The organism is Micromonospora sp. DH14, from assembly GCF_029809455.1.
Classification (GTDB): Bacteria; Actinomycetota; Actinomycetes; order Mycobacteriales; family Micromonosporaceae; genus Micromonospora; species Micromonospora parva.
The window spans coordinates 70,263-93,549 of the sequence record NZ_JARVKT010000022.1 but is presented as its reverse complement, the minus strand read 5'-3'; the positions used below and the strand labels follow the sequence as shown (position 1 = coordinate 93,549).

Sequence of the window (23,287 nt, the reverse complement as noted above, 5' to 3'; positions counted from 1 at the left end):
CCGTCACGCTTCGCTCGCTCGTGCCGTCAACATGGTCCAGTTCTGCACGAGCGTGAAGCCCATCGACTCGTAGAGCGGCCGGCCCATCGGGCTGCTGTGCAGGTAGGCGATGTCCGCGCCAGCCGCGATGCCGTCACGCAGCACCGCTTCGGTGAGCGCCCGCCCGAGGCCACGACCCCGGGCGGACGGTACGACGCCGATGTTGAACACACCGACCACGCCGTGGGCCCGCATGCCGAGGCCGGTGCCGACGGGACGGCCGGACTCCTCGGCCAGATAGCCGGTCACGCCGTCGGTGTCGAGCACCGCGCCGCCCATCAACGAGCCGAAGGCACCGACGGGCGCCTCGAAGCTCTCGGCGAAAGCAGCGGTGTACGTGTCGCTCTCGGCGGCGCCGACCCGGCGTACCAGGGTCTGCTGAGTCGAGCCGGTCCGGAACACGATGTCGTCGGTGGCGCAGGCCAGCAGCGGGAGGGCGCTGCGTTCGGTGAGCCCGTGCCGGGCCGCGAGGTCGGCGATCCCGGCGCTGGGCTCACCCCGGACGATGATCGACCAGTGCGGAACCTGCGCTCGGACCTCGGTTGCCAACTCGTCGAGCGAGCCGAGGTCCGGATCCGTGGTCAGATCGAAGACCCCGTTGAGCGACGCGACGCCGGTGCGGGTGACCCCCGCGCGCGCGGTGCCGCGTTCGGCGTACCAGCCCTTCGGTGTCACCCGGCAGAGTGTCTCGATGGCGTCGGAGTACGCCGTCGCCAACCGGTCGGCGGTGGTGCTCATGCCTGGTCTCCCCCATGGAACTGTCCTGACGAGTCCGTCAACCTAGCCAGCAATCGGTCAGACCAGCAAACGTGACGATTCGGGCAGCGGGCGGTGCTCCGTACCGATCAGGAATCGAGAAGCCCCGGAGCCGGCGTCCGGCCTAGCCTTTTCCCAGAACGGCCGGCGGCACGCCGGGCCGGACGACGAGAGGGAGACCGCCCATGTCCACGAAGACCACCACCGAGTCCGACGGCTTCACCGCCGAGGAGCGCGCCGCGATGAAGGAGCGTGCCGCCGAGCTGCGCGCCGAGGGCAAAAAGGGCGCAAAGAAGGCCGACGGGCTCCAGGCGGTCCTCGACCGGATCGCGCAGATGGAGCCGGAGGATCGGGCGCTCGCCGAGCGCGTCCACGTGACGGTGACCGCCGCCGCCCCGGACCTGTCGCCCAAGACCTGGTACGGGATGCCCGCCTACGCGAACGCGGACGGCAAGATCGTGGTCTTCTTCCAGGACTCCGGGAAGTTCAACTACCGGTACTCGACGCTGGGCTTCCAGGACGCCGCCAACCTCGACGACGGCGACATGTGGCCGGCGTCGTTCGCGCTGCAGAAGTGGAGCCCCGCCGTGGAGAAGAAGATCACCGAGCTGGTGCGGGCAGCGATTTCCTGATCGTCCCGGGCACCGCCTGGATCGGGGCGACCGCAGTGGCTCGACCGGCCCGAGGTGAGCGATGATCGGGGCCGGCGACCAAGGGGAGGCACCGTGCGGACGATGTGGCGCAGGCGACCAGCGGCGACCCGGGCAGCCCGGTGACGGCCCGGGCCGGTCAGGCGTTCGACACCGGTCGGGCCGTGTCCGACGTCGAGTCGTTGCTCGCCGCCGAGCTGCCCACGGACGGCGAGCCGGTCAGCGAGGGCGACCCGGCCACCGGTGAGTGGACCGGCACCCGGGGGGCGGGCTTCCAGATCATTCCGCTCTGGGAGAGCGACGACCTCGTCGGTGTGTACGGCGCCGAGTGGACCGAGGCCGAGGAGGTCGCCACGGCGAACCTGACCCTTGTCGTCGGTGAGCTTGACCGCCGTTGGGGCCCGCACCGCAGGGTGTCCATGCACGTACCGCTGTTCCGCAAGCAGGCCGGCACACCAATGCCGGCACTGTTCCAGGCTCTCGCCGACATGGACTGCTACGGCGACCTCACCGTGTGGGGGCCGACGGCGGCCGAGGGCCGGTGGGTCGCGGTCTCGGTCAACCAGTGCGACGGCGACGCCCCGATGATCATGATCGCGGTGGCCAGCCGGTTCGCGATCACCGAACTGCCGGAGTGACGCGTGTCGATCACCGACCAGGCCGTGGCCATCGCGGCGGCGGAGGCCGGCGCGGCAGTCGTCCGTGCTCGATTCGGGTCGCCGCTGACCCGCTTCATGAAGATCGGAAACGACTTCGCCACCACCGTCGACATCGAGGCGGAGGAGGCCATCCTCGACGTCCTGCGCGGGGCGCGCCCCGACGACGTCGTGGTGGGCGAGGAGAGCGGGCGCACGGGCACCGGCGGAAACGGACGCACCTGGCTTGTCGACCCGCTCTGCGGCACGGCGAACTACGCCGCCCGCACCACGCTCGTGTCGGTCAACGTCGCGCTGCTCACCGGGACGGGCTGCGCCGTGGCCGCGTCGGCGGACCCGTTCAGCGGTGAGGTGTTCTGGACCGACGGCGGTGCCGCGTACGTCCGCCTCGCCGGCACCGACGAGCGACTTGTGCCGTCGGCCGAGTCGAGGCTGGTCGACGTCAACCTCGACCCGCCGTTCCCCAGCCGGGACGTCTTCCTGGCCGCCCGGATGCTCGCCGACGAGGACTTCATCGAGCAGTTCCACCCCCGGGTGGTCTCCACCAGCCTGGCCGTGGCGTGGGTCGCCGCCGGTCGCCGCGCCGCCTACCTGACGGACCGCCACGACCTGAGCCGCAGCGTGCACTTCGCGGCCGGAATCGCGCTCTGCCAGGCGGCCGGCTGCGTGGTCACCGGGCTCGACGGCGAACCGCTGCAGACCGGTGGGAACGGTCTCGTGGTGGCCGCTGACGAGCGGACACACGCCGCCCTGCTGACCCTCGTCCGGAGGCAGCGACCCGGAGCAGCATGACACTTGACATGAAGTGGGGTTGAGGTTCTAGCGTCCCTAGATGATCACGTCCGGGCCGTCTCGTCCGGACGTCCGTCAGCCGAGCGCCACCGTCGGAGGGAATCTGATGCACCTGCCCCGCCCGCTCCGCCCGCGTATCGTCGCGAGCGCCCACTGCGACCTGCCGTGCGGCGTCTACGACCCGGCCCAGGCCCGCATCGAGGCCGAGTCGATCAAGGCGATCTCCGAGAAGTACCAGGCCAGCGACGACCCGGAGTTCCGCACCCGCTCGCTGCTCATCAAGGAGCAGCGAGCCGAGCTGGTCAAGCACCACCTCTGGGTCCTCTGGACCGACTACTTCAAGGCGCCGCACTTCGAGAAGTACCCCCAGCTGCACGGCCTGTTCAACGAGGCGACGAAGCTGGCGGGTGCCGGCGGCGCGAAGGGCGCCGCGGACCCGGCGGTCGCCGAGCAGCTCCTCGGGAAGATCGAGGAGATCTCGAAGATCTTCTGGGAGACCAAGCAGAGCTGAGCAGCCGGTACCGGGTGGCGCAGGCCACCCGGTTCGGGGTACCACGTTCGGGAGGAACCGCATGACGTCGCGCACCGACCTCGTCGAAGAGTTGATGAGCCGTTTCCCACACGTGCCGCGGGAGGCGGTCCTCAAGGAGGACCTGCTGCGGGGTGGACTCGCCTTCGACGACGCGGCACTGACCGACAACGAGCACGGCGACGTCAAGCCGAAGTCGTACTTCATCTTCTCCTTCGACCACCGGACACTGCCGGAGCTGGGGACGGCCGCGCTGCGCCGACCGCCGGAGGAGATCGTGCTCACCGGGGGTCCGTACGAGCTACGCCGGACCGTCGTCTCGGTCCGCACCAACCCCAGTTCGCCGTACCGGGTCGGCACCGACAGCGACGGTCGACTGCGCCTGTTCCTGGACGGGCGGCCGATCGCCGATGTCGGGCTGCCCCCGATGCCGGCGTACTACCGCCACACCCTCGCCAACGGCAAGTCGGTGATGGAGGTCGCCCCGACGATCCAGTGGGGCTATCTCATCTACCTCACCGCGTTCCGGGTCTGCCAGTACTTCGGCGCCAAGGAGGAGTGCCAGTACTGCGACATCAACCACAACTGGCGGCAGCACAAGCAGGCGGGCCGGCCCTACACCGGGGTCAAGCCCGTCGACGAGGTCCTAGAGGCCCTGGAGATCATCAACCGGCACGACACCGACCGCGCGTCGCAGGCGTACACGTTGACCGGCGGCAGCATCACCTCGCAGGTCAACGGACTGGCCGAGGCCGACTTCTACGGCCGGTACGCGCAGGCGATCGAGGAGCGTTTCCCGGGCCGCTGGATCGGCAAGGTGGTGGCCCAGGCGCTGCCCCGAGCCGATGTGCAGCGGTTCCACGACTACGGGATCCGCATCTACCACCCCAACTACGAGGTGTGGGACAAGCGGTTGTTCGAGTTGTACTGCCCGGGCAAGGAGCGCTACGTCGGCCGGGAGGAGTGGCACCGGCGCATCCTCGACTCCGCCGAGGTGTTCGGCCCGCGCAACGTGATCCCGAACTTCGTGGCGGGCGTCGAGATGGCCGCCCCGCACGGCTTCACCAGCGTCGACGAGGCGATCGCCTCCACCGCCGAGGGGCTCGACTACTTCATGTCCCGGGGGATCACGCCCCGGTTCACCACCTGGTGCCCGGAGCCCACCACCCCGCTCGGCCGGACGAACCCGCAGGGCGCGCCGCTCGAATACCACGTCCGTCTGCTGGAGGTCTACCGGGCGACGATGGAGGCGCACGGTCTTTCCAGCCCGCCCGGCTACGGTCCGGCCGGGCCGGGGCGAGCGGTCTTCTCGGTCAGCTCCTTCATGGACACCCTGCCGTCGACCGATTCGTGACGGCCGCGCACGGCTGACCCCGCCGTGCGGAACTGCCTTACAGCGGTATACCTCAGGGGCATGTTCATCCCCTGAGGTATACCGCTGAGAACCGCATCGGCCCTAGGTTCTGTCTCGCGGATCATGAATCTCGCTCGTTAGGCCCTTTGTGGCACGAGGAGATCTGACGAACCACGAGTGGGTTGTGCTGGCGCCGTTGCTGCCGGCGCAGCCCGTTCGAGGTAACCAGTGGCGTGATCATCGGCAGGTCATCAACGCGATCTGCTGGGTGAAGCGGACCGGTTCGCCGTGGCGTGACCTGCCCGAACGGTATGGGCCGTGGAAGACCGCGTACCAACGGTTCCGCCGCTGGGCAGCCGACGGCACCTGGGCCAGCCTCAAGGCTCACGTCATCGCGTTGGCCGAACTCGATGACGACATTGACTGGGACGCCCAGGTCGACGCCACCATCGTGCGGACCCATCAGCACGCGGCAGGTGCCCGAAAAGGGGGCTGAGCAGTACCGACGCGCGGGCAGCGCAAGGCATCGGCCGGTCCCGCGGCGGACTCACCACGAAGATCCACACCCTGGCCGACGGACGTGGCCGCTCGCTAGCTACCCGCATCACCCCAGGTCAAGCCGCCGACACCCAGCAATTGATCCCACTACTCGACCAGGTCCGAGTGCCGCGTCCCGGCCAGGTCGGCAGACCACGCAAGCGACCTGACTCCGTCACCGGCGACAAGGCGTACTCCTCGCGAGCCAACCGCAAGGCCCTGCGAGACAAACGCATCACCACCGTCATCCCCGAGCCCAACGACCAGATCGCCAACCGGAAGCGGCGAGGACAACGCGGCGGCCGACCACCGACCTTCGATCCCACCGCCTACAAGCGCCGCAACCAGGTCGAACGCGGCTTCAACCGACGCAAACACTGGCGCGGCCTCGCCACCCGCTATGACAAGCTCGGCTCCCACTTCCAGGCCACCCTCGACCTGGTCGAAACCCTTGACTGGCTACGCGCCGTCCCCGACCACCAAGATCTACGAGACAGAACCTAAGGCCTGTTTCACAAGAACTGGCCGGCCTGCGGCGGGCCCGGACGACGACCGGCGGCGTTGCGGTTCCGTCCGGATACAACATCGGTATCCGGACGAAACCGCGCCTTGCCGGATCGCCGCCCGGACCCCGCCTCGGCTCGACCGCCCTTATGAAACAGGCCTTAGCTGGCGTACGTCTCGAACTCACCGACTCGTGGCGTACCGCCGGAGCTGTTGATCTTGAAGTTGATCTTGCTCAACGAGGTCGCGGAGAAGGTGATCGTTCCGGCCCCGCTGCCGGCGGCCAGGACGGCGCCGTTGTCGTTGTTGATCAGTTGCCAGGACCCGATGGAGCCCTGGGTGCCGGACGGTTCGCGGATCACCACCCGGGACACCCGGGTCGCCGAGCCCCACTTGATCGAGATCGTGCCGGTCGACCCGGCCGGCGACCAGTACGTGCTCAGATCGCCGTCGCGGACGTTGCCGTAGCTGGTCCCGCTGGCCTTGCTGGAGCCGTCGGCGCCGGCGCCGAGGCTGAGGTTGGTCCCACCGGAGGGCGGCGGTGTGGTCGGCGGGGGCGTGGTGGGCGGCGGAGTCGTGGGCGGCGGGGTCTGCGGCGAGCAACTGCCGTTCGACACCCTCAGGCCCGTGTTGGCGCCGACCGTCTGGCGGACGATCTCCGGTACGCAGCTCGCCCCGTCGAGGCTGTACGGGTACGGGATGCTGACCGTGGTGGTGGAGGTCGGGTTGGGGCCGGCGGGGTAGTTCTCGCTGCCCGCGCTGGACCAGGTCACGTTGTCGAAGATGTTGCCGGCGACCTGCCAGTAGCCGCGCTCGTTGGTGTAGAAGGTGCCCAGGACGTCCTTGGAGTCGCGGAAGTAGTTGTTCTCCACCTTGGCCCTGGCGCCGGCCCGGGAGTTGATGCCGGACTCGTGCAGGCTCACGTAGTGGTTGTTGTAGATGTGGGCCACACCGCCGCGCAGCAGCGGCGTCCGGGAGTCGATGTTCTCGTAGAGGTTGTGGTGGTACGTGATGTAGCCGTTCGACAGGTCGCTCTCACTGGACCCGACGAGGCCGCCGCGACCGGAGTTGCGCAGGATGCTGTACGACAGCGTCACGTACTGGGTGTTGTTCTTCATGTCGAAGAGGCCGTCGTACCCTTCGGACTCCCCACCCGAGGCTTCCAGGGTGACGTGGTCGACCCAGACGTTGCGGACCGTGCTCTCCATGCCGATCGCGTCCCCACCGTTCGAGGTCGGCGAGCCCGACTTCTTGACGTTCCGCACTGTCACGTTCTGGATGATGATGTTGCTGGAGTCCCGGATGTGGATGCCGAGCTGGTCGAAGACGGCGCTGCCGACCCCGATGATGGTGACGTTGCTGATCTGCTTGAGCTCGATCACGCCCGCCGCGGTGTTGCAGCTCGACCCGGACACCTTGCTGGTGTTGCCGTGGTTGATGGTCCCGCTGACCTCGATGGTGATCGGGGTGCTGCTGCTGGGCCGACCGCACAGCGCCGCGTGGATCGCCGTGCCGGTGGTGGCCCGCACCGTCTGCCCGCCCGCGCCGCCGGTGGTCCCGCCGTTCTGGGTGGCGTAGCCGGTGGCGCTGCCGACCGCCGCCGAGGCCTGCGGGGTCGGCACTGTCACCCCGACCGCTACCAGCACGGCCGCGGTGGCCAGCACCGCCCGACGTCGCAACACGACTCGTCGTCTCATCTCGCCTCACCTTCGCATTCGTCTCGTACCAGGTTCCGACTCGACGGACACCGCGATCACACCTGCCGACGGACGTCGTTCAGGAATTGACGGCAGTCAATCGCGAGAATGTCATCGAGATCTTTTGTGCCCTGGTGGAAGCACTGATGTGCCGGGTGAGCGGGGCGTTCCTGGTGACACCACTCGCCCGACCGTTAATCGAAACATCGATGTAACGCAATCGTAGGAAAGCGGTTTCCCTGAAGGCAATAGCTGACGCTTGCAGGTTTGTTGCAGTACTCCCGGGCGCTCGGGCGAGCGGGCCGGGCGCTCGCCGACCCCTGTCCGCAGGTTGGCGCAGGCGCGGTATTGACAGCGCCGGGCCCGCCACCGATGCTCTGCTAAATCAGTTTAGCGACCGGCTCGCTCCGACCCGTCCCCCTCCCGGTCCCGGGCAGGCTCGTCGGCTGAGCGCACCACCCCGAGAAAGGACCCGCATGAGACTGCGAAAAGGACTGATCCCGCTCGCCACCGCCGTCGTCCTGGCCACCGCCTCCGGCACGGCGTACGGCAGCGCGACCGGTGGCCCCGGCGCCCCGGACGGAATCCGCAGCATCACCCCGATCACCACCGTCTACACGTACGGCCAGAAGGTCTCCGCGGTGGCGATCGAGTACGGGGCCACCGTCAACCCCCGCACCCTCGACACCGACACGTTCGCGGTGACCGACACCATCTACAACTTCCGCTTCAACCCCATCGAGGACCTGCCGAAGCTCGCCGAGCGGACCGTCACCCGCACCTACACCAACTCGGCACCGGACACCCGCGACGACCACCGGTCGACGCCGGGCAGGTACGTCATCGTCGAACTCGACCCCGCGGACACCGGCGGCTCGACGGTCATCGTCTCCAAGTGCCCGACGTTCCTCTGCACCGTGAAGGTCAACCCCGAGCTGCCCACCCGGGTCGTGCAACGCGAGGACGTGCACGGCCAGCCCGGTCGAGGGGCCGGCAAGGGGCCGGTGCTCGCCCGCGCCACCCCGCGCGAGTCCCGACCGGTCACCGCGAAGCCGGTCAACCACCTGGTCGACGAGTTCACCTACGGCTCGTTCCTCAGCGGTGGGATGGTGCTGCCGTACCACTACCACCTGCCGAAGAACTACCAGCCGGGCCGCACGTACCCGCTGATGGTCGTCCTGCCCGGCCACGGAATGGGCTGGGACGGCGACAACCTCGGCGTGCAGCTCGCCGCCGACATCCCGGCGACCGCGTGGCTCCAACCGCAGTGGACCGGCACCTCCGAGGACGTCATCGTCCTGGCCCCGCAGCACCAGCGGGTCGGTGGAGCCGCCGAGGCGGACCTGCTGGTCAAACTGCTCGACCAGTTCGTCGACCAGTTCGCGGTCGACACCCGACGGGTGTACGCGACCACCGTGTCGTACGGCTCGCAGCTGCTCTGGGAGGCGTTCGCCAAGCGTCCGGACCTGTTCGCCGGCGGGTTGGTGACCGGTGGGTTCCCGGTCAACGCCACCCAGGCGAGCGCCATCGCGGCGGCCGAGGTGCCGGTGTGGATCACCCACGGCGAGCACGACCACCTGCTCAACGTCTCCGGCGCGCGCAACTCCACGGCGGTGCTGCGGCAGGCGTACACCGCCCGGGGCAAGACGCCCGAGCAGGCCGCCGACCTGGTGCGCTACACCGAGTACGCCGACGCCGCGTTCTCGGTGCCGGACTACCACGCGGCGTTCGGGCCGACCTACGAGGACTCCGGCATCCTGCGCTGGCTGCTCGACCAGACCAAGCCGTAGGGTCGCGGGCCGGGCGACGCCACGCCGCGACCCGAGGGCGCGATCCGTTCGCGTCGACGGGTCACCGGTGGGCGTCGCCCGGGTCGGGCTCGCCAGCGGTGGCCGCGCCCCCGACGAGCACGGACTCCTGAGCCTCCTGCCGGCCCTCCTGCCGGGCGCGGGCCAGCAGGCCGGCCAGTCGACGCCGCCGGTGCCGGGCCGCCGCCCGCAGCCCCAGGAGCAGGCCGACGAGCAGGGCGAGCAGGGCGAGCTGCGCCCACGGTACGACCCAGGTGGTGACGGTGGCGGAGGCCTGGCGCAGGTCGGCCGCGGCCTGGCCGTCACCCAGCAGCGTCGGCGACGTGGTGACGGTGGTGCGGAGGCGGCCCAGGGCCCACACGCCGTCGGCCCGGGTCCGTACCGTCCGGCTGCCGCCGGGCAGCAGCTCCTCGACGGCGCTGGTGGCGTCGTGGCTGCTGCGGCCGAGCAGGTCGGACATCGCCACCCGGCTGGTGCCGCTGACCCAGACGTTGCCGTCGTTCTCGACGGTGTAGCGGACCCGCACCGTGCCACCGGCGAAGGGATTCCACGACGGGGAGTACGTCGCGTCGAGGCCCCGGACGGCCAGGGCCGCCCGCGCGGAGCCGTTGACCCGCAGCATGACCCGGAACCCGACCCGACTCTCGACGGTGACAGTGCCTCCGGCGCTGCTGACGGTCGCGGCGATGCCGGCCGGGTGGTCGCCCGGTGTGGCGCCCGGGGGCACCGTGATGGTGAACGGCACGACCCGCGTCTCGTTCGGGCCGACGGTGACCTTCTCCTGCACGTCGATCCAGGTGCCGCCGTCGACCGAGGGCCGGTCGGACGACAGCATGTTGAAGCGGCCCTTGTCGGTGAGGTACCCGTCGGCGGCCTTCAGGGCGAACGTGACGGCGGTGCGGCTGAAGTTGCGGACCGCCAGGTGCTCGGTCACGGCCTGCCCGGGGTCGAGGCTGGCGGTGATCCACCGGCGTTGGTCCGGGCCACTCGCGGTGGCCGGCTGGACCGTCCAGGTCAGGGCCTTGGGGTCCGGCTCCGCCGCCGCCGCGACCGGCGTGGCCGCAACCGCGAGGAACGCGACGGTGAGGACGACGAGCGCCCTGCGCAGCGGGGTGACGGTCATTCAGGCGGCCCTTCGGCACGGGGCTGGGCGGGGACCCGGTCCGGGCCCCCGCCCAGGCCACTACTCGAACAGTGAGAGTGTGAGGGTGGAGCTGTACTCGCCGGCCGCGACCTCGGCGGGGGTCCGCAGGTACAGGTCGGCGTTGACCGAGTACGAGTCGCTGGCGACGGCAGCGGAGTCGAAGGCCGAGACCAACAGCTCCTGGTCGACAAGGCCGACATTGTTGCCCGGCTGGGTCGGCTCGTCCAGGCTGGTCACCACCTCCTCGCCCTCGGTGACCAGGCCGGTCTCGCCCCCGTCGAGCAGGCGCGGCTTCCAACCGAAGTGGTCGGCGGTGATCGGCGCCTGGCCGGCGGCGCCCGCGAAGTCGGTCGCGCTGCCGAGCACCGCCCAGCCGGCGCCGTCGGGCACCTCGTCGGCGACCCGGGTGTCGGTGACCGTCACCGTCGGCAGGGTGCCGACGAACTGGCGTACCAGCAGGGTCGAGCCGTCCTCGGAGAGCGCGACGGCGTCGCCGGCGATCGACAGGGCGAGCACGCCCGGTTCCCTGATCTCGTCGATGTCGACGGTGACCCGCACGCTGGCGTCGTCACCGGGCTCGGCCAGCGCGGGCGACGGCAGCACCGCCACCCCGGTCAGCACGGCGCCGACCGAGCAGGCCGCCAGCAACTGCCGCCGTTTGTCTGTGTTCATGTGAGCTCCGTTCTCTGCCATGAGGGGTTATCCGCCGCAGGTGCCGGCGGGGTGTTGCACGGTGCGGACGGTCGTCACGTCCTGTCCGCCGATCGCCCCGGTCACCCGGACCGTCGCCGAACCCGCCGGCACCGACGCGGCCCGCGTGGTGAAGGACTGGTAGGCGTTCGCGCCGGGCGCGACGGCCGCGAAGGACCGCGTGCCGTACGGCGTCTCCATGCTCACGCCCACCGGCTCGTCATGGTCGTTGCGCGCCTGCACCGCCACGTACGTCGTGCCACCGACGCACCGCGTCGACGCGCTGACCGTCACGGGCAGGTCGACGGTGGCCGACTGGAAGGCCCAGGTGTCGATCTCGAAGAGGTCCGCGCCGGCCGGGCCGGTGTAGGTGAAGTAGACGTCGTGCACGCCGCTGACACCGGTGAGCTCGGCGCTCACCTCGGCCCACTGTCCGACCGGCGCGTCCACAGCGACAGTGCCGACGACGGGACCGTTGACGTCGTCCAGACGAACCTGGACCTGCCCGCCGGCGGCGAGCGCGCGCACCCGCGCCGTCAGGCTGCCCGCGCCGCTGTCCCCGAAGTTCACCGAGGACAGCGCCGTCCAGTCCCCGTTGTCGACGTCGCGGACCACCAGGTTCGGTGCCGCACCACCGAACTGGGCGGAACCGCCGTCGACCTTCGTGGTCGCGACGCCCTTGCTCCAGCCGAAGGTCTCGGCCTCGAAGACGCGGTACGGGTCGAAGTCCCGGACCTGGTCCACGCCGGCGTACGTGCCGACGACCTGCTGGATCGTGCCGTCCGGGTTGAAGGTCAACTCCTGGATGTGCGGGCTGCGGTACCCCTGGGTGGTGTTGCCGTTGATGCGCTTGTTCAGCGTCGGGGCGTGGTAGGTGAAGTAGTACCTGCCACCGAACTCGAACACCGACTGGTGGTTGTTGCCGCCGGTGCCGGCACCGAAGAACTGCGACTGGTTCGGGAAGAGCACACCGGCGTACGTCTCCTTCGGCCACGACATCGGGCCGTCGGAGATCATGTAGCCGATCTGCCCACCGCCGGGGTAACCGGGAAGGGGCTGCTGGCTACCACCGAAGTCGTTCCCGCCGAAGTGCGACGAGTACGAGAAGTAGTACTTGCCCTGGCGCTTGAAGACGTGCCCGGCCTCGAAGGCGACCGGGGCGTCCACCACCGCGGCCGTCCCCTCGGTCGACACCATGTCATCGCCGAGCTCGATCGACCGGATGTTCTTCGGGTTGTTGAAGCGCTCGGCCGGCGGCATGCTCGTCGACGCGGGGCCACCACCGAAGTAGAGGTACGGCTGGCCGTCGTCGTCGACGAACGGCGCCGGGTCGAACTTCCACGCGACGGCCTCCGCACCGGGGGTACGGCCGTCGATCAGCGTGCTGGTGCGCTCGCTGGTCCACGGGCCGAGCGGCGACGCACCCGTGATCACGTTGCTGGAACCACCGCCGTTGGCGTAGTAGAGGAAGAACTTCTCCACCCCGTTCACCACCTTCTTGGTGATGCCCGGAGCCCACGAGTTGGCGGTGAACGGGGCCACCCCGTTCGGGCCGGCGACCTGGATCTCACCGTGGTCGGTCCAGTTCACGAGGTCCTCGGAGGAGATCACCGTGATCTGGTTGATGTCGCCGTAGTTGATCCCCGGCGAGACACCGGTGGTCGGGTTCGGGGCGTACCCCTGGGTGTCGTTGGTCATGTACATGTAGACCCGACCGTCGTGCACGAGACCGAAGCCGTCGGCGCCGAACTTGTGCCCGATCAACGGGTTGTGCTCCCCGGGCAGCTTGCCGACGACCTCGATGGTCTTCGACGCCGGTGCGGGCGGCGCGGCGCCGACCACCGACACGTCGTCGAGCGTGAAGTCCATGAGGTGCAGGGCCGGGTCCGTGGACGGGGTGCTCGTCCACGGGGTCTCGAAGAACAGGCGCGCCGTCGACACACTCTGCGTGGCCGGGATCGTGAACGTTCCGCTGAACTGCGCCCACTGACCCTTCGTCGCCGTCACGCTGACCAGGTTGGTGTAGGTGCCGCCGCCGTAGTGCATGGTGGCGAAGAACTGCTTCGTGGCCGGTCCGCTCTCGTTCGCGTACTTGATGCGGGCCGTCAGGGTGTACGCCTGACCGGCCTGCACCTTGCCGCTGAGGTCCTGCATCGGGCCGGATCCGGTGGTCGCCCGGTTGGTGACGAGCGCGGCGGTCGCACCGGAGAAGGCGTCCGAGGTGGCGGACAACTGGGCGCCGTCGGCGGCGTTCCCGTTGTTGACGAACCAGTTGGCCAGGCCGTCCTCGAACCCGCCGTTGACGACGAGGTTCGTGTCGGCGGCCTGGACCGGCGCCGCGCCGGCGACGAACCCCGTGGCCAGCATCAGGCCCAGTGTCGCGAGCGCGGCGACCCGTCCTCGGGTCGCCCGTCGCAGTCGTTGTTCCACGAGACATCCTCCTTCATCTCTGACGTGCGGTCATCGGTGTACGGGGGATCGGTGGGTGGTCCGGACATCAGGGGTCGACCGCCACCACCGGCGGACCGTGGCCGGCGGCGCGGGACAGGTCCGCTGTTCCGCGCCGCCCGGCCGGTCGCCGGTGGTGCTGGTCGGTGAACCGAGGGCTCGTGGTGGGGTCAGCCGCCGCAGGCGTTGGCGGGGTGCGGCGTGGAGTGGCCGGTGCTCACGTCCTGACCGGCGACGGTGCCGGTGACCCGGACCGTCGCCGAGCCGGCCGGCACGGACGCCGTACGCGTGTTGAACGACTGGTAGACACTCGCTCCCGGCGCGACGGCCGCGAACGACCGGTTCCCGTACGGGGTCTGCACGGTGATCTCGACCGGCTCGGTCGAGTCGTTGCGCGCCTGCACCGCCACGTACGTCTTCCCGCCCAGGCAGCGCACCTGGGCGGTGGCGGTGGCGGGCAGCGCGGCCAGCACCGCGAGTCGGGCCAGTTGGTAGCTCAGCGCCCGCTCCGGCGCGTCGATCTCGTTCTGGGTGCCGAGGTGACCGGCCCGTGCCGCGCTCGCCGTGGCGAGCGCGGCCTGCGTCGTGGCCCAGGCGTCGGCCGGGTAGTGGCGCGCGTCGAGCGTCCGCGCGTGGGCGATGGCCGCGTCGAGGGCGGCGGTGTCCAACGGTCGGGCCTGCGCGGTGAGCACGTCGCTGAGCAGGTAGTTGTCGAAGTCGACGTGGCCACCGGCCTCCTGGGTGGCGTAGGTGAACAGGCCCACACGGTGGCCCATGAAGTGCGCGAGGCTACCGTCGAGCGCCTGCGGGCCGACGCGGTTGCCCAGCCGGGTCCACTGGACCCCGTCCAGGCTGTAGTAGAACGTCGTCCACAGTTGACCCACCGGCGAGGCGAAGTCGAGGTCGGCCTTCACGTGCACGTCGGTGGCGTCGCCCAGCGGCACCGTCGTGCCCGCCACGAAGTTCTCCAGCGTCGACTGGTCGAGGTCGACAGCGAACGGCTGCGACCGGTTCACCACACCGAGGGTGTTGACGCCGTCGACGCGCTTCACCGCCACATATGAGAATCCGCGGTTGTAGGCCGCCAGGCCCGCGACGTCGCCGTTCTTCATTGCGCTGATGTCCATCCGGGTCTGGACCGACTGCCGTGGCCCGAACGTCCGCTGGGAGAGCGTGTTGCGCGCCTCCTCGAACCACGCCAGCTCGGCCCGGTTGGACAGCTTCGTGTAGACGTACTGGCCGGTGACGACGGTGCCGGCCGTCAACCGCAGCCAGCCGTCGCGGTCGGTGAGCGACCAGTACCGGTTGTCCGGGGCGTGGTTCCACTCCCACGCCAGGTCGAGCCGCGACCCGTTGGGGGCGATCTCCGCCGGGTCGAGCGGCGCCGGGACCGTCCACTGCTCGTCCTGGTACGCCCGGTGCGGCGCGTCGTTGGCGAAGTCGTCCGAGGCGACGATGCTCTTCTGCCGCTCGAACGTCTCCTCCGCCGGGCTGAGCCGGATCGGCTTGTCGAACAGGCCGTTGACCGGCACGACCCCGCCTGCGCCGAAGGTCGGCCACCCGTCCTGCCAGGTGGCGGGGATGAGCGCCGGGATCCGACCGATCGGGAAGGTGTCCCGGAAGAACATGCCGTGCCAGTCGGTCCGGCCGTCCGCGCGGCTGATCGGCACCAGGCTGCCCTGCGCGAAGCCGTTGGAGTTGAGCACGCCGCGCGCCTCGTAGGTGTTGACGCCACCGGCCGAGGTGTAGCGCCCCAGCAGGTCCCTCGACCGGAACATGACGACCTGGCGTCCCTGTCCGGACGGCCAGGTGATGATGACGGCGTAGTACCAGCCGTCGATGTGGTAGACCTGCGCGCCCTCGAACAGACCGCCGATGAACGGCTGCCCGGCGTAGTTGTTGGCGGTGAAGATGTTCGGGTAGTCCTGCGCGATGGCGGTCAGGCCGGCGTTGAGCCGCACGGCGCTGGTGCCGCCGGAGCCGTAGAAGATGTACGGCGTGCCGTCGACGTCGAAGAAGAGCGACGGGTCGTGCAGGCCACGACCGAGGGCGGTGCGCTGCCACGGGCCGTTCTCGATGTCGTCGGTGCGGTAGAGGTACGCCCCGCTGAGGTTGTTGGTGTTGAAGACGGCGTAGAACGTGCCGTCGTGGTAGCGCAGCGACGACGCCCACTGGCCCTGGCCGTACGAGTTCTGGCCGTTGCGCAGCGAGAAGGAGTCGCCGATGCTCGCCCGGTCGAAGACGTAGTTGACGATCTCCCAGTTGACCAGGTCGTACGACTTCATGATCGGCGCACCCGGGCTCAGGTGCATGGTCGTGCTGATCATGTAGTAGAGGTCGCGGCCCTCGTCGTTCTCGGCGGCCGGTACGCGTTCGACGCTGATGTCCGGCACGTCGGCGTTGAGCAGCGGCACCGAGTAGGTGCCGGCGCCGGTGTCGGTCGAGGTGTACGACGACCGGGGCGACCAGCCGTCGGCGTCGTGCGCGGCGGCCGGGGTGACCACCAGGCTCGCGGCGACGAGGATGGCCGCCGATGCGAGCGCGCACAGTGGACGCAGCCGACGCGGCAGCACTGTGGACACCAGCGGGGTCAGCGCGTGCCCGGCGCGGCGCGCGAGGGCGTTCAGCCTGTTCACAGGAGTTGTGCGGGAGGAGTTCAGGACACCCGAGCGGATCGACACGACCAAGACGAGCTCCAAACGCGAGAGCGGCGTGAAGGCCATCGTGTTATCGCTAACAACACCTGTCAAGACTATCGATGAAACGTGCCCGAAGTATCCCCGTAACACCGCCGCCCTCCACAATGGACAGGTGCCCGCACCACGGCCCCCACCCCAGTGATCATGAAGTTGTTGCCACCGGGCACGGCGTGTCAGGGCAATAACTTCATGATCATCGAGGTGGGGTGGGGGTCAGGTTTCGAGGCAGGTGCGGAGGGCGGCGGTTAGTCGGTTGGCCCGCTCGTCGCCCATTCCACGCATCTGGTTGACCACGTAGCCGAATCCCACCTGATGCTCGGCGTCGGCGAAGGCCAGGTTCCCGCCCGCGCCGTCGTGGCCGAAGCTGCGCTCACCGAGCAGGGGCCGGGCCGGCGGCGAGTGCAGCAGGAAACCGGTGCCCCAGCGCTGCCCGGTGTCCGGTGGCCCGTGTCGCTGTTGGCCGCGCGAACGGACGACGACGGCGTCGTGCACCGACGCGGACGTGAGCAACGGTCCGGCCTGACCCGACAGATCGGAGACGCAGGCGGCGTAGAGGCGGGCGAGGCCGTCCGCGGTGCTCACCGCTCCCGCGCCCGGAACACCGGCGGCCCGGATGGCGTCGTCGTTGAAGCTCACCAGGCCGTCGGCGTCGGCGGGGAAGGCGAAAGCGCCCCCCATGGTGATGCCGCGTTCGGCGACCGGGTCCTCGAATGGCTCCGGGTCCGGTGGCGGTGCCAGGCCCCAGGCGACGCTGTCACTTTCGGCGGCCGGAAGCCCGAGCCAGGTGCGCAGGCCGAGCGGGCCCGCGAGAGTGTCGGCGAAGAACGCGCCGGGTAGTTGGCCGGTGATGCGGTGGATCACCTCTCCGACCAGCCAGCCGTAGGTCATCGGGTGGTAGCCGTGTGCCGTGCCCGGCTCCCACAACGGGGCCTGCGCCTCGATCGCCTTGATCACCGGGTCCCACGCCAGGACCTCGTCGAGGGTCAGGGGTCGGTCCAACGCGGGCAGACCGGCCTGGTGCGTGAGCAGCCAGCGCACCGGGATGTGCGCCTTGCCGTGCTGCCCGAACTCCGGCCAGTAGCGCGTCACCGGCGCGTCGAGGTCGAGCCGGCCCTGTTGGACCAGCAGGTACGCGCAGATCGCCAGCATTCCCTTGGTGCAGGAGAAGACGACGACGGGTGTGTCCCTGTCCCACTGCCGGCCGGTCCGGGTGTCGGCGACCCCGCCGTACAGGTCGACGACCTTGCGGCCCCGCACGTAGACGGTGACCGCGGCGCCGACCTCGCCCCGCGCTGTGAAGTTGTCCCGGAAGACGTCCGCGACGCGCCCGTAGCGGTCGGCGACGTCGCCGTGGATCTGTGGCTGTGTGACCACTGCCTACCCCTTCACTGACCCTTGGATCAGGGCCTTGATGAACTGTCGCTGGAAGATCAGGAAGACGATGAGGGTCGGGGTGAGGATCAGCAACGACCCGGCACACAGCAGCACCAGGTCGGTGCCCCACTGGCCCTGGAACGCGCCGAGCGCCCCGGCCATGGTGCGTTTGGTGGCGTCGTCGACCAGGACGATGGCGAGCAGGAACTGGTTCCACGTCCAGAGGAACATCAGGATGGTCAGCGAGGCGATCGCCGGCCGGGCCAGCGGCACCTGGACCCGCCAGAACAACTGCCACGTGCTGCTGCCGTCCACCCGGGCCGCCTCGGTCAACTCGACCGGCACGTTGGTGAAGTGCGCCCGCATCCAGAACACCGCGAACGGCATGTACAGGCCGATCAGCGGCAGGATGATGGCCCAGCGCGTGTTGAGCAGGCCGAGATCCTGCATCTGGTAGTAGAGCGGTGTCACCACGGCCTCGAACGGCAGGGTCAGACCCAGCAGGAAGAGGCCGAAGACGAGCCGGCCACCGGGCACCCGCAACTGACCGAGGCCGAAGCCGGCCATGGTCGCGATGAGCACCGACACCGGCACGACACCGGCCACGATGAGCAGGCTGGAGCGGAGCAGGGCGCCCATGTTCGCGGCGGTGAAGGCGTCGGCGAAGTTCCCCCACTGCGGGTCGGACGGCCAGTCGAGCCCGCTGGGCACGGTGCCACGCGGCTGCAACGCCGCCGACAACATGCTCACGAACGGCAGCAGGGTCACGACGATCAGGGCGATCAGGAAGACACGTCCGGTCAGCTGTTCGCGTCGGGTCAGGTTCACGACTTCTCCCCTCGGCTCAGCCGCTGGATCGGCAGCACACACGCCAGCACCAGCAGCATCAGCACGACAGCGAGCGCCGAGGCGAGGCCCACCTGCCGCTGCGAGAAGGCCAGCCGGTAGATCTCCAGACCCGGCACCGTGGTCTGGAGGCCGGGCCCGCCGCTGGTGGAGATGTAGACGATGTCGAAGCTCGCCAACGCCGCGATGATCGTCACGGTGAGGCAGACGCCGATCTCCTGGCGCAGGCTGGGCAGGGTCACGGCGAAGAACTCGCGGAACGGACCGGCGCCGTCCAGGCGGGCGGCCTCGTACAGCGCCGGATCAATCTTGCTCATGCCGGTCACCAGCAGGATCGTGCAGAGGCCGAGCAGGACCCAGGCCCCGATGACGCCGACGGCGGGCAGCGCCGTGTCGAAGTCGCCGAGCCAGGCGCGGGCGACGCCACCCAGCCCGACCGCCCGCAGCACCTGGTTGACCAGACCGTTCGACGAGAGCAGCCAGCTCCACGCGATGCCCGCCGCCACCAGGGGGATGACCTGCGGCAGGAAGAGGATGGTCCGGACGACGGTGCCGAACGGGCCGGTGGTGATCCGGCGGACCATGCTCGCCACCAACAGCCCGAGCGCGACCGGGATGAAGCTGAAGAAGACGATCAGGACGATCGCGTTGCCGATGATCTTCAGCAGGTCGCTGTCGGTGAAGACGGTGAGGTAGTTGTCCAGGCCCACCCAGCGGGCCACCCCGATGCCGTTCCAGTCGTAGAGCGAGTACTGCAGCGTCAGGACCAGCGGGCGCAGGACGAACACCGCGTACATCACCAGGGCGGGCAGGACGTACAACCAGCCGGTCCCGGCCGCGCGGGCCCACCGAGAACGGTGGGCCCGCGTGGGGGTCGGACGGGCACGACGATCGTCGCGCCCGGTTGGTGCGCTGCCGAGGGCAGACGTCATCGGGACAGTTCCTTCTGGTACTCGGCCTGGACCGCCTTCACGTACCCCTCGGGCGTCTGCTGGCCGGCGATCAGCTTCTGCATCTCCGGGGTGATCGCGGCGGCGAAGATGCCGCCGGTCGCGTTCGCGGTGAAGTCCACAGCGCCGTTCTCCGCGCCGAGCTGCTGCGACGCCTTGAGGGTCTCGGCGAGCACGGTGTTCGGGGCGGCGGCCGGCACCGGCAGGTCGCTCGGGCCGCCGGGGCTCGAGCCGCCGACAGTCACCGAGATCTCCCGGGCCTTGGCGTTGGTGTGCACCCAGTTCAGGAAGTACGCGGCGGCGTCCGGGTTCTTCGCCTTGGCCGAGACGCCGAAGGTGTTGGGGGCGGACATCGCCACGTGCTTCCCACCGGGGGACTCGGTGGGGAACAGGAAGAAGCCCACATTGCCGGGCATCGACTTGTCGAGGTTCGCCGACTCCCAGTCACCGTTGAACATGAACAGGCCGTTGCCCTTCTGGAACTCCCCCACCATGCCGGCGTAGTCGATGGCGTTGGCGTCCTTCGGGAAGTAGCCGGCCTGCGCCCACTTCTGGATCGTCTGGGTGGCCTTCAGGGCGGCCGGGGTGTCGAACGTGGCCCCCGGCTTTTGGAAGATCCAGTCCGCGACCTGGGCCGGGTCACCGAACTGGTTCTGCAGCGCCTGGTGCGGGAAGTTGATGCCGGCGGTGTTCTTGTTGAACTGCATGATCGGCTGAACCCCACCGGCCTTCGCCTTGGCCAGCAGCTGCTCGAACTCGGCCACGGTGGCCGGCGGCTGGGTCATCCCGATCTGGGTGGCCAGCTTCTTGTTGTAGAACACGCCGGTGACGCTGTAGCCGAGCCCCATCCCGAACAGCGAGCCGGTGCCCCGGGTGTTCTCACCGACGCGCAGCTGCACGAGCTGTGAGGCGGGGAACTTGTCCCAGCCGTACGCGGTGAAGTACGGGTCGAGGTTCTTGAGCAGGTCGTCCTTGACCAGGTCGACCATGGTGGGGAGCCGGATGATGTCGGGCGAGTTGTCCGAGGCCATCACCCGGGGCGCGTTCTCCACGATCACCGTGAACTGGTCCTCACGGATGTTGAACTTGACGTTCGAGTGCTGCTTGGAGAACTCCTCGGCCAACGCCTTGGCCAGCGGGAAGCCGGTCTCGGCGTACATCTCCAGGGTGAGCGGGTCGGTCCCCAGCTCCGTCGTGACGGCGGCATCGGACTTCTGGGTCGACGACCGGTCCTCGCCCGGGGCGCTGCAGGCCGTCGCGGTCATCCCGACCGCCAGCAGCGACGCGAGGAGCACCGTTCTCCGTCGCGGAAACTTTGTCAGCAATTCTGTCATTTCATGACTCCTTGACATCTCCACGCGTCCCGCGACCCATGGCCGCGCGACGGCTCCACCGGGACCAGCGCGACCGGGTGCGGCCACGGCACGTACGCCGTGACCTGCCGCCCGGGCGCAGCACCCGTACCGTCAGCGAAAAAGAAGCCGGCACGGCCACCGAAGGCGCCTCTGGATGCACCAGAAGTGGTCGCTAAACTGATTTAGCAGAGCATGCGCGTGGCACGGGAAGCTGTCAAGGACAACTTGGCAACGGTGCGGAAACGTCGGGTTCACACCGCGCCGACACGACCGGCGCTGGATCCTGGGCGGCGACGCATCATGATGGGCGGGAGCGGTGCCTGCGGCACCGCGCCTGATTCGGAGGACTGATGGGCCGCAACAGAGCAACACTCGCCGACGTCGCGCGCAGAGCCGGGCTGTCCAAGACCGCCGCGTCGATGGTGCTCAACGGCAGGGAGGGCACCCGACTCTCGGCCGAGGCGCACCAGCGGGTGTTCGCCGCCGCCGAGGAACTCGGCTACCGGCCCAACCTCGCCGCGCGCAGCCTACGCACCCGCAAGACGGCAACCATCGCGTTCGTCTCCGACATCGTGGCCACCACCCGGTTCGCCGGTGACCTCATCCGTGGCGCTCTCGACGCGGCCCGCGAACGCGACCACGTCCTGCTCATCACCGAGACGCAGGGCGACGCCACCTTCGAGCAGTACGCCATCGAGGCCGTCCTGGACCGGCAGGTCGACGGGGTGATCTACGCGGCGATGGCGACCCGACGGCTGTCGGTGCCCGCGGCCATCCTCGGCGGACCGGTGGTGCTGCTCAACGCCACCAGCCCCGACGGTCTGCCCAGCGTGGTCCCCGACGACGAGGGGGCCGGCCGCTCCGTCGCCGCCGCCCTGCTGGAGCTCGGCCACCGCGACGCGATCGCGCTCATCGGTCGCAACCGGCTCAAGGAGGACGACCCGGAGGTCTCGCTCGCCGCCAGAGCCCGGCTGCACGGCATCCGGCAGACCCTGGACGAGGCGGACGTGAGCCTGCTGGCCGAGTGCTTCTGCACCGAGTGGTTGCCCGAGCACGGGTACGCCGCCATGCGCGGCCTGCTGAGCAAGCCGAAGCGCCCCAGCGCGGTCATCTGCATGAACGACCGGTTGGCCTTCGGCGCCTACCAGGCGCTCGGCGAGGCGGGGCTGACCGTCCCGGAGGACATCTCGGTCATCTCGTTCGACGACGACCCGATCGCCGCCTGGTTGCGGCCCAGTCTGGCCACCACGGCCCTGCCGCACGAGCAGATGGGGCGGCGTGCTGTCGAACTGCTCCTGGACGGCGGCGTCGCCGAGCCCGCGCTGGTCGCGATGCCGCTGCGCCGACGCCGGTCCCTCGCGCCCCCGGCCGGCTGACCAACGGCTCACGACCGTACCGCCGGGGCGGCCTCGGCCGACGCTAAAACGGTTTAGTGCTAGGTTTCCGACCATGCTTCGTCTACCCGACCACTGGGTGTGGGACAGCTGGTACGCGCGGGACGACAACGGCCTCTGGCACGTGTTCTTCCTGCGCGCGTCCCGTGCCCTGCACGACCCGCACCGCCGCCACCGCCGGGCCACGATCGGCCACGCCGTCTCGACGGACCTGCGCTCGTGGCGGCTGGTCGCCGACGCCCTGGTCCCCGCCGACCCGCCCGGCTGGGACGACCTGGCGACCTGGACGGGCTGCACAGTGCGCGGGCCGGACGGACGGTGGTACCTGTTCTACACCGGTGTCGGTCGCGCCGAGGACGGGCTCGTCCAACGCATCGGGCTGGCCGTCTCCGACGATCTGATGACCTGGCACCGGCACGGCAGCGAACCGATCGTCCAGGCCGACCCCACCTGGTACGAGCTGCTGGACACGGACCTGTGGTACGAGCAGGCCTGGCGTGACCCGTGGGTGTTCCCCGACCCCCACGGCCAGGGCTGGCACATGCTCATCACCGCCCGCGCCAACACCGGGCCGGCGAACACCCGTGGCGTCGTCGGCCACGCCACCTCCACCGACCTGCTGACCTGGACGGTGCGGCCACCCCTGTCGACCCCCGCCGGTTTCGGTCACCTCGAGGTGCCCCAGGTCGCGGTCCTCGACGGGCAACCGCTGCTGCTGTTCTCCACCGATGCCACCGGCAGCGCCCGGCGCGACGACCACCGGATCTGGGTGGCGACCGGCGAGAGCACCCTCGGGCCGTGGGACATCGCGTCCGCCCGACCGTTCACCCACCCGCACCTGTACGCGCCCCGGCTGGTCCACGGACCCGCCGACGACTGGTCCCTCATCGGCTTCCTCGACCACGTCGACGACACGTTCGTCGGGGAGATCACCGACCCGATCCCGGTCCGCTACCGGGCCGCGGCCGGGCTGACAGTGGACACGGCGAGGGCGACGGCCGGGCGGTAGACCGGACAGGTCCGGGCCGAGGCGTGTCGCCCCGGCCCGGACCCGTCGGTGCCCAG

General features: G+C 69.8%; 18 protein-coding genes and 1 pseudogene. 9 read left to right on the top strand and 10 right to left on the bottom strand.

Features of this window, described 5'->3' with window-relative positions; genetic code table 11:
• Positions 1–3: 3 nt before the first annotated feature.
• On the bottom strand, positions 4–777 hold the full coding sequence (locus QCZ28_RS24570) for a GNAT family N-acetyltransferase (RefSeq protein ID WP_279518866.1): 774 nt from the start codon (positions 775–777) through the stop codon (positions 4–6).
• A 203-nt stretch (positions 778–980) separates the two neighbouring features.
• Between QCZ28_RS24570 and QCZ28_RS24565 the strand changes: the two genes are divergently transcribed.
• From QCZ28_RS24565 to QCZ28_RS24540, 6 genes and pseudogenes are all read left to right on the top strand, one after another.
• On the top strand, positions 981–1,427 hold the full coding sequence (locus tag QCZ28_RS24565) for a hypothetical protein (protein WP_279518865.1): 447 nt from the start codon (positions 981–983) through the stop codon (positions 1,425–1,427).
• Between the two features lie 104 nt (positions 1,428–1,531).
• Positions 1,532–2,083, top strand: coding sequence for a hypothetical protein (locus QCZ28_RS24560; protein WP_279518864.1), 552 nt, complete (start codon positions 1,532–1,534; stop codon positions 2,081–2,083).
• 3 nt (positions 2,084–2,086) lie between these two features.
• Entirely contained in the window at positions 2,087–2,893 is an 807-nt protein-coding gene (locus QCZ28_RS24555; protein ID WP_279518863.1) for an inositol monophosphatase family protein, read from the top strand.
• 106 nt (positions 2,894–2,999) lie between these two features.
• A complete protein-coding gene (gene sodN / locus QCZ28_RS24550) occupies positions 3,000–3,404 on the top strand; it encodes a superoxide dismutase, Ni (protein WP_279518878.1) in 405 nt (134 codons plus the stop codon).
• Between the two features lie 61 nt (positions 3,405–3,465).
• Positions 3,466–4,776: a radical SAM protein gene (locus QCZ28_RS24545; RefSeq protein WP_279518862.1), complete on the top strand. Its 1,311-nt coding sequence runs from the start codon at positions 3,466–3,468 to the stop codon at positions 4,774–4,776.
• 148 nt (positions 4,777–4,924) lie between these two features.
• Positions 4,925–5,817 (top strand): annotated as a pseudogene (locus QCZ28_RS24540) (IS5 family transposase).
• A 161-nt stretch (positions 5,818–5,978) separates the two neighbouring features.
• Here the strand turns inward: QCZ28_RS24540 and QCZ28_RS24535 are convergent.
• On the bottom strand, positions 5,979–7,514 hold the full coding sequence (locus QCZ28_RS24535) for a polysaccharide lyase family 1 protein (protein WP_279518861.1): 1,536 nt from the start codon (positions 7,512–7,514) through the stop codon (positions 5,979–5,981).
• Positions 7,515–7,990: 476 nt separating this feature from the next.
• Here QCZ28_RS24535 and QCZ28_RS24530 point away from each other — a divergent pair, with 476 nt between their 5' ends.
• Positions 7,991–9,304, top strand: coding sequence for a hypothetical protein (locus QCZ28_RS24530; RefSeq protein WP_279518860.1), 1,314 nt, complete (start codon positions 7,991–7,993; stop codon positions 9,302–9,304).
• 61 nt (positions 9,305–9,365) lie between these two features.
• Here the strand turns inward: QCZ28_RS24530 and QCZ28_RS24525 are convergent, their stop codons facing one another.
• The 8 genes from QCZ28_RS24525 to QCZ28_RS24490 form a co-directional block, all read right to left on the bottom strand.
• The gene (locus QCZ28_RS24525; RefSeq protein WP_279518859.1) at positions 9,366–10,445 is read right to left on the bottom strand and encodes a hypothetical protein; all 1,080 of its coding nucleotides are present in this window, start codon (positions 10,443–10,445) and stop codon (positions 9,366–9,368) included.
• A gap of 60 nt (positions 10,446–10,505) precedes the next feature.
• The gene (locus QCZ28_RS24520) at positions 10,506–11,138 is read right to left on the bottom strand and encodes a hypothetical protein (RefSeq protein ID WP_279518858.1); all 633 of its coding nucleotides are present in this window, start codon (positions 11,136–11,138) and stop codon (positions 10,506–10,508) included.
• Positions 11,139–11,165: 27 nt separating this feature from the next.
• On the bottom strand, positions 11,166–13,586 hold the full coding sequence (locus QCZ28_RS24515; RefSeq protein WP_279518857.1) for a family 43 glycosylhydrolase: 2,421 nt from the start codon (positions 13,584–13,586) through the stop codon (positions 11,166–11,168).
• Between the two features lie 188 nt (positions 13,587–13,774).
• On the bottom strand, positions 13,775–16,240 hold the full coding sequence (locus tag QCZ28_RS24510; protein WP_279518856.1) for a glycoside hydrolase 43 family protein: 2,466 nt from the start codon (positions 16,238–16,240) through the stop codon (positions 13,775–13,777).
• Positions 16,241–16,516: 276 nt separating this feature from the next.
• A complete protein-coding gene (locus QCZ28_RS24505) occupies positions 16,517–17,677 on the bottom strand; it encodes a serine hydrolase (RefSeq protein WP_279518855.1) in 1,161 nt (386 codons plus the stop codon).
• Between the two features lie 3 nt (positions 17,678–17,680).
• Positions 17,681–18,505: a carbohydrate ABC transporter permease gene (locus QCZ28_RS24500; RefSeq protein WP_030333883.1), complete on the bottom strand. Its 825-nt coding sequence runs from the start codon at positions 18,503–18,505 to the stop codon at positions 17,681–17,683.
• Positions 18,502–19,455 (bottom strand): sugar ABC transporter permease, encoded by a 954-nt coding sequence (locus QCZ28_RS24495; protein WP_030333881.1) that lies wholly within the window; start codon positions 19,453–19,455, stop codon positions 18,502–18,504. Before QCZ28_RS24495 ends, QCZ28_RS24500 begins: the two co-directional genes overlap by 4 nt.
• Positions 19,452–20,807, bottom strand: a complete 1,356-nt coding sequence (locus tag QCZ28_RS24490; protein WP_279518854.1) for an extracellular solute-binding protein — start codon at positions 20,805–20,807, stop codon at positions 19,452–19,454. Before QCZ28_RS24490 ends, QCZ28_RS24495 begins: the two co-directional genes overlap by 4 nt.
• A gap of 371 nt (positions 20,808–21,178) precedes the next feature.
• Between QCZ28_RS24490 and QCZ28_RS24485 the strand changes: the two genes are divergently transcribed.
• Both QCZ28_RS24485 and QCZ28_RS24480 read left to right on the top strand, forming a co-directional pair.
• Positions 21,179–22,204 carry a LacI family DNA-binding transcriptional regulator gene (locus QCZ28_RS24485; RefSeq protein ID WP_279518853.1) on the top strand — a complete coding sequence of 342 codons (1,026 nt, stop codon included), beginning with the start codon at positions 21,179–21,181 and terminating at the stop codon, positions 22,202–22,204.
• Entirely contained in the window at positions 22,107–23,231 is a 1,125-nt protein-coding gene (locus QCZ28_RS24480) for a family 43 glycosylhydrolase (RefSeq protein WP_279518852.1), read from the top strand. The genes QCZ28_RS24485 and QCZ28_RS24480 overlap by 98 nt, the downstream gene beginning before the upstream one ends.
• The last annotated feature ends 56 nt before the right edge of the window (positions 23,232–23,287 follow it).